This is a genomic window from Moorena sp. SIO4A5, from assembly GCF_010672005.1.
Classification (GTDB): domain Bacteria; phylum Cyanobacteriota; class Cyanobacteriia; order Cyanobacteriales; family Coleofasciculaceae; genus Moorena.
The window spans coordinates 1-7,072 of sequence record NZ_JAAHHZ010000246.1 but is presented as its reverse complement, the minus strand read 5'-3'; the positions used below and the strand labels follow the sequence as shown (position 1 = coordinate 7,072).

Here is a 7,072-nt window from a genome sequence, read left to right as displayed (position 1 = left end):
TGGCTAAGACTGGCTTAATTAGCGAGATTTTAAAACAAGTTGAAATTCTCGAAAAATCTGATGATAAGTTAATCCCATTTAGCCAACATCTCCGTCAATTAGCCGAAGACTTTAAACTCAAGAAAATCCGACAGTTTATTCAGCAATATCGGGAGCAATAATTATTATTGCAAAGGGAGTAGGGAATAGGGAAAAAATCCTGTATAACTCATTAGGCTAAAACCAGCTATAAAATCATTAATTATTTTGTTAATTAAAAAACCATAAAACCAGGCATAAAACTCTATATTGTGTATAGCAATCTGTGTAATAATTTTGATAATTTTTGTTCCCTAGTTCCTAGTCCATGGTCCATGGTCCCTACTCCCTGCTTCCTGTTCCCTTTGCTATAGGATTGATTCATAACTAAATTATACACAATATATATAGTTGCGGCAGCAGAAGTAGTGACTATTTTTTTTACAAAAAAAATAATACTACAGTTTTTTTGTAATTAAAGGGAACAATTAAAGGGTAACAGTGAACAGAATAATTTTTAAAAACTAGCAAAAACTAAACTAGTTAATCGGAGCAATGAAAACTATCAAAAAAATTAGCCCTATAGCCGAATTAAACTACTTTTTAGCTATTTTTATACCTTTAACGATAGGGATAGGAAGTTTTCTAGTGCTCATGCATCGCACCGAGGTTAAGGTTGACACAACCGAAGTCAACCTTAATGAAATTCGTAATGTTGAGATGGCAGCTCAAGGAGCAGCTAGTGATTTCCATGTCATTGAATCAGACTTGAGATTCCTAGCCAATCAAAATGAGTTACGGGCAATGTTAGATAGCACCAGTGATGCTCCCCAAGAAACTGAAAGGTGGCGCATGGCCCTTACTCAAGAATATCTGATCCTGGTTCGAGAGAAAGGGCTTTATGACCAAATTCGCTTTCTGGATACAACTGGTAAAGAAATTGTTAGAGTCAACTTTAACCAAGGTCAGCCGGTTATTGTGCCTGAGGAACAACTGCAAGTCAAGGCAAATCGTTACTGGTTTCAAAAAACCTTAGCTTTGCCAAAGGGAGAAATGTTTGTCTCTCCCCTAGACCTGAATGTCGAAAATGGAAAAATTGAACACCCCCTGAAGCCAGTGATTCGCGTTGGTAGTCCTGTGTTTGACAGTTCTGGTCAGAAACGGGGCATCGTCATAATTAACTATTTTCCTAAACATTTCATCAATAGTTTGGAATCCGAAAATCACACGTCCTTAGGGGAAATGATGCTCTTGAATGGTGAGGGGTTTTGGCTGAAGGGAACCAAGCCAGAGGATGAATGGGGATTCATGTATCCTAACCGCAAAGACCGTACCTTTGCCAAGGGGTTTCCAAAAGAATGGCAACGGATTTCTAAGGCTGATCAGGGGCAATTTGAAACTACTAACGGTAAGTTTACCTTTACCACTGTTCATCCTTTCTACGAGATGCAAACAGGTAAAACTCCTGTACAAAAGCGTTTTTCTGATCCCACTACGATGGATGCTAACTCCGATACCTGGAAAATTGTCACCTACATTTCCCCTAAGGTGATAAATGAACGCTCTCGTGATTCCTGGAAGCCCCTAGGGTGGCTTTATGGTAGTTTAGTGCTGCTAATTGGTATTGGTTCTAGCTTACTAGCACGGGCTAAGATAGAGCATCAGCACGCAGAAGAGGAACTGGGACTGAGTCAGGAACGCTTGCAGCTAGCCTTAGAAGGATCTGGTGATGGACTCTGGGACTGGAACATCACGACTGGAGAGGTTTATTACAGTCCCCGGTGGTTAGAAATGCTGGGCTATGATGTGGATGAGCTACCAGGATACCTCAGCAGTTGGGAAAAGCTGATACATCCAGAGGATAAAGCCTTAGTAAAGTCGTTGCTGAATGCTTGTCTAAAGAACAGTTCGGTTCTCTTGGCCTGTGACCATAGAGTACGAACCAAATCTGGTCAATGGAAATGGATTGCCATTTACGGTAAAGTCGTGGCTCATGATCACAAGGGCAACCCGAAACGAATGGCAGGAACCCATAAAGATATTAGCGATCGCAAACAGGCCGAGGAGGAGCTGCGGCTGAGCAGAGAACGCTTTCGCACGCTCTATGAAAATACACCAGTTATGCTGCATTCGATTGATAGCAATGGTAAATTGCTCAGTGTCAGTAACTACTGGCAAAAGAAGTTAGGCTACGATCGTAATGAAGTTATTGGAAGACAATCAACTGATTTTTTAACAGAATCACGCCAGTACACCCAAGGGGTGTTTCTGCCTAAATGTTTTGAGACAGAAATGTGCTTGGATGTTCCCTATCAGGTGATTTGCAAGAATGGAGAAATCATTGACGTGCTTCTTTCCGCTATTGCTGAACAAGATGAGTTAGGTCAGGTGGTTCGGTCTCTAGCGGTTATGGTTGATGTCACTGCTCGCAACCGAGCGGAAGCCGCACTCCAACATGCTAAAGAGGCTGCGGAAGTCGCCAATCGTGCCAAAAGCGAATTCCTGGCTAACATGAGCCACGAACTAAGAACCCCCCTTAATGGTATCCTCGGCTACACCCAAATCCTCAAAAAGTCCAAAACCATGACCCCTGAGGAACTCAAAGGCGTCCACATCATTCATCAGTGTGGTTCACACCTGTTAACCCTGATTAACGACATTCTAGATCTATCCAAAATTGAAGCCAGGAAAATGGAACTCGTTCCTAGAAATTTTCATTTTTCCTCCTTTCTGGAAAACCTGGTTGACATCTGCAGTATCCGCGCTAATCAGAAGGACATTGTATTTACTTACCAACCCCTTTCTCAACTCCCCAATGGCATCTATGGGGATGAGAAACGCCTACGACAAGTACTGATGAATCTCCTAAGTAATGCCATCAAGTTTACTGACTCTGGGGAAGTAACCTTGAAAGTGAGTGTCCTTGAATCTACCCAAAAGGATATCCCCCCATCACCCTCCTTCACAAGGGAGCTTAACAAAGAAAAAAGGACAAAAATCCGGTTTCAAGTAGAAGATACTGGGATTGGTATAACCCCAGAGCAATTACAAAAGATTTTTTTGCCCTTTGAGCAAGTAGGAAATCCCTTTCGCAAAGCAGAAGGGACAGGATTGGGATTAGCAATTACTCAGAAACTCCTGTGTATGATGAACTCTACCTTAGAAGTCAGGAGCCAGCCGGAAATTGGCAGTGTGTTTTGGTTTAATTTGGAGTTGCCAGAAGCCACAGAAAGCTTACATGCCCCCATGGCTTCTCAAACAGGGATCATTGGCTTCAAAGGCCAGGGGCGGAAAATCCTGGTGGTGGATGATAAATGGGAAAATCGCATGGTTTTGGTTAATCTGCTTGCCCCCCTTGGGTTTGAACTGGTGGAGGCCACCAACGGTCAAGAGGGTTTGGAGAAAGCTCAGTGTCAGCCTGAGGTAATTATTACGGACTTGCTCATGCCAGGGATGAATGGTTGGGAATTGATCCGACAGCTGCGAGAATCTCCCCAATTACAGTCAGTAGTGGTGATTGCTTGCTCAGCCAGCGTATTTGATACTCACCAACACAAGAGTATTGAGTCTGGGGCGGACGAGTTTCTGCCCAAGCCAGTAGATTCAGAAAAACTATTCGAGATATTACGGATGCATCTGAGACTGGAATGGGTGTATGAAGGAAAAGAAGAACGAGAAAAGATGATGGCTGAAAACATCTCATGTCAAACTACAGAGATTATCCCTCCCCCAGCTGAAAAACTTGCTCAGCTCTATGATTTGGCCAGAACAGGCTTAATCAGCGAAATTCTAGAACAAGTGGATACTCTGGATAAATCCGATGATAAATTTGCGATTTTTGTCCAACATATCCAGCAATTCGCTCAAGGCTTTCAGGTTAAAAAAATCCAAGATTTCATCAAACAATACCTGGAACGTAATTAGTTAAGAGGTAAGCCTATGGGCTACGCCCACACTACTTGAGGTGCCGTCAGTTAACGCCCTAAGCCCATGCTACCCTTGCCAGGGATCAGCCAATAGCCTACTTTTCGGCTAAGCAAACAGTCATTGATAATGAGAGCAAAGTTTTAGGGGTTAATGGGATTAACATTAATAAAATCCTAGTTTTACGGTTTAACTATTAGAAAGTCATGCTGATAGATTTATGGTTAGGGTTATTAGGAGTTATCAGGATGGTTTAGCAACGATTTATTAATTGGTTACTTGCTTCGACCACTCTATAAAAAGGTGTAACAATGATCAATGGCCAGGATCAACAACTAATATTAATTGTAGATGATATCGCCACCAATTTAGAAGTACTATCCACAACATTGATCAGTGCTGGTTTCAAAGTTGCAGTTGCCACTGATGGCGAAAGCGCCATTGAACAGGTTGACTATAAACCGCCAGATCTGATTGTGTTAGATGTGATGATGCCAGGAATTGATGGATTTGAAACGTGCCATCGGCTGAAGGAAAATCCGTTAACCCGTGAAATTCCTGTGATTTTTATGACAGCCCTGAGCGAGACCGTGAACAAGGTCAAGGGTTTTTCTCTCGGAGCAGTGGACTATCTGACCAAACCGATTCAGTCAGAGGAAGTATTAGCCAGAGTTAGAACCCATTTGCAACTGCAAAGTCAGGCAAAGGCCCTCAAGGAGCAAAATGCCCTTCTTAAAGAGGAAATTGAACAGCTAAGGTCAGCAGAAGCGAGGTGGCAAAACACCCTAGAACAGCTCGAAGCTGCCCAAAGCCAGATAATCGCCCAAGAAAAACTCGCTGCTCTTGGACAACTGGTTGCAGGAATCGCTCACGAAATCAATACTCCCCTCGGAGCAATTCGCTCCTGTGTGGGCAATCTGTCTAACTTCTTCAACGACCACCTCCACCAATTACCCTCATTTTTTCAAGGACTCTCGCCAGAACGTCAGTCCGATGTGTTGGCCTTACTCCAATACTCCAGCCGACAGAGTACCCCTCTATCTACCCGAGAGCAACGTCAACTCAAACGAAGGTTGAAAAGCCAACTGGAATCCTACGCTATTGATAAAGCAGTCAAGCTAGCCAATTTATTGGCGGGAATTGGGGTTTATGAGGACTTTGAAGAGTTTTTGCCTCTCCTGAAAGACCCAGACAACGAAATGATTTTAACCACTGCCTATCAGTTAGCTAACCTCTATACGAGTACTCGCAACATTACCACTGCCGTGGAACGAGCCACAAAAGTGGTGTTTGCCTTGAAAACTTATGCTCGTTATGACTCTAGTGGGGAAAAGATAGATGCACAGATTACTGATGGCATTGACACGGTCTTGACTCTTTATCATAACCAACTCAAACATGGCGTAGACGTCTACAGAAACTATGACGATTCTTTGCCAGTTATCCGGTGCTATCCTGATGAACTCAATCAAGTCTGGACGAATCTGATTCACAATGCTCTCCAAGCTATGGAGAACAAGGGGACTTTAAGCATTAATGTGAGGCAGCAAGATGACCAAATCAAGGTCAGCATTACTGACACTGGCAAAGGGATTCCTCCTGAAATTCAGCCGAAAATCTTTCAGCCGTTCTTTACCACGAAAGCCGCTGGAGAAGGCAGTGGTTTGGGATTAGATATTGTTAGGAAAATTGTAGAGAAACATCACGGACACATGGAGGTGGAGTCCGTACCTGGTGAAACTACCTTTACAGTTTCCCTACCGATTCAGCAGCCACAGCCGATGGCTGAGGAGGTACATTGAGATGATGAACCTGAAACTGTTATTTGGACAGGATTGCTGGGGAACTTTATAAGTGTAGCTAGTTATAAGTGTAGCTAGTTATAAGTTTAGCTAGTTCATAAACAATGGTCCAAGGAAAAAAAACCCGGTCTAGGCAAGAGCGGGGAGTGTCAAAACTGTGACTAGTTGCAGTCCATGTCATTAAATCATCCATAGTAACCAATAATGATTACACTCCCAGGCTATCGGCTCACTGAGGAAATTTACTAAGCGCCTTAGAACCCTGGTTTATCGAGGGGTGTGTGAGGCTTACCAAAAACTTGTCATCTTCGATCAAGACCGTAAGATTACTTATGCGATTAGCCCGAAGGGCGTTGGCTAGCGAACGCGACCTTGCCTACTCAACCCATCTCGACCGTTTCTCTGACTATTGATAGCCATTTTTCAAAGTAGGACTACAGATGCAGATGGGGAAATCGGGAGATCGCCAGATCGGGAGATGGCCAGATGAAATTGATCTGTAGCCGTAATCGGCCAGAATTGGTATGAATTCAATGAGGGAACTAGTCATGTCTGACGCCGTAATTTTATGTGTTGATGATGAAATATCGATTTTGAAAAGCTTGGAGATGGAACTTCAAGCAGCTTTTGAAGATAAGTATCTCTATGAATTTGCTGAAAGTGCTGATGAAGCTTTGGAAATCATTGATGAACTCTATGAGAATGGAGAACAAATTCTGATTATTGTCTCCGATTGGTTAATGCCAGGAATGAAAGGGGATCAATTTCTGATTAATGTCCATCACAAATATCCCGATATTATTAAAGTGATGCTAACGGGACAAGCTGATGAGGAAGCGGTTGAACGGGCGAAACAATATGCTAACTTATATCGATGTTTACATAAACCCTGGAATACTCGGGAATTAATTTTAACAATTCAGGATGCTTTAGTCGAATTATGAATCGAACTGCCATTATCTGTGTTGATGACGAACAAACCATCCTAGATAGCCTGAAAATAGAGCTAGAAACTAGTTTGGGAGATAACTATCTGATTGAAATGACCCAAGGTGGGGAAGAAGCGTTAGAAGTCTTCGAAGAATTAGTAGAGGATGACTATGAAGTTGCCCTGGTTATTTCTGATTACATCATGCCCAATCTGAAAGGGGATGAATTACTAAAACGCATTCATACTATTTCACCCAAAACCCTCAAAATTATGTTGACTGGGCAAGCGGATTTGGAAGCGGTGGGAAATGTGATTAATTATGCTAAATTATATCGTTATATCCCTAAGCCTTGGCAGGCTGACGACCTCAGAATTACTGTAAAAGAGGCATTGTATA

Annotated in this window: 4 protein-coding genes; all 4 read left to right on the top strand. The window is 42.7% G+C overall.

Features of this window, described 5'->3' with window-relative positions:
• Positions 1-672: 672 nt before the first annotated feature.
• On the top strand, positions 673-3,942 hold the full coding sequence (locus F6K57_RS33835; RefSeq protein WP_293072319.1) for a PAS domain S-box protein: 3,270 nt from the start codon (positions 673-675) through the stop codon (positions 3,940-3,942).
• A 311-nt stretch (positions 3,943-4,253) separates the two neighbouring features.
• A complete protein-coding gene (locus tag F6K57_RS33830) occupies positions 4,254-5,744 on the top strand; it encodes a response regulator (RefSeq protein WP_293072318.1) in 1,491 nt (496 codons plus the stop codon).
• A 548-nt stretch (positions 5,745-6,292) separates the two neighbouring features.
• On the top strand, positions 6,293-6,688 hold the full coding sequence (locus F6K57_RS33825) for a response regulator (RefSeq protein ID WP_293031622.1): 396 nt from the start codon (positions 6,293-6,295) through the stop codon (positions 6,686-6,688).
• Positions 6,685-7,072 (top strand): response regulator (locus F6K57_RS33820; RefSeq protein WP_293072317.1); only part of this gene is annotated, 388 nt, incomplete at its 3' end. The genes F6K57_RS33825 and F6K57_RS33820, both read left to right, overlap by 4 nt.

Excerpts from the sequence above, each read along its gene's own strand:
- F6K57_RS33830 (WP_293072318.1), top strand. The coding sequence starts at position 4,254 with ATGATCAATGGCCAGGATCAACAACTAATATTAATTGTAGATGATATC.
- F6K57_RS33825 (WP_293031622.1), top strand. The coding sequence starts at position 6,293 with ATGTCTGACGCCGTAATTTTATGTGTTGATGATGAAATATCGATTTTG.
- F6K57_RS33835 (WP_293072319.1), top strand. The coding sequence starts at position 673 with ATGCATCGCACCGAGGTTAAGGTTGACACAACCGAAGTCAACCTTAAT.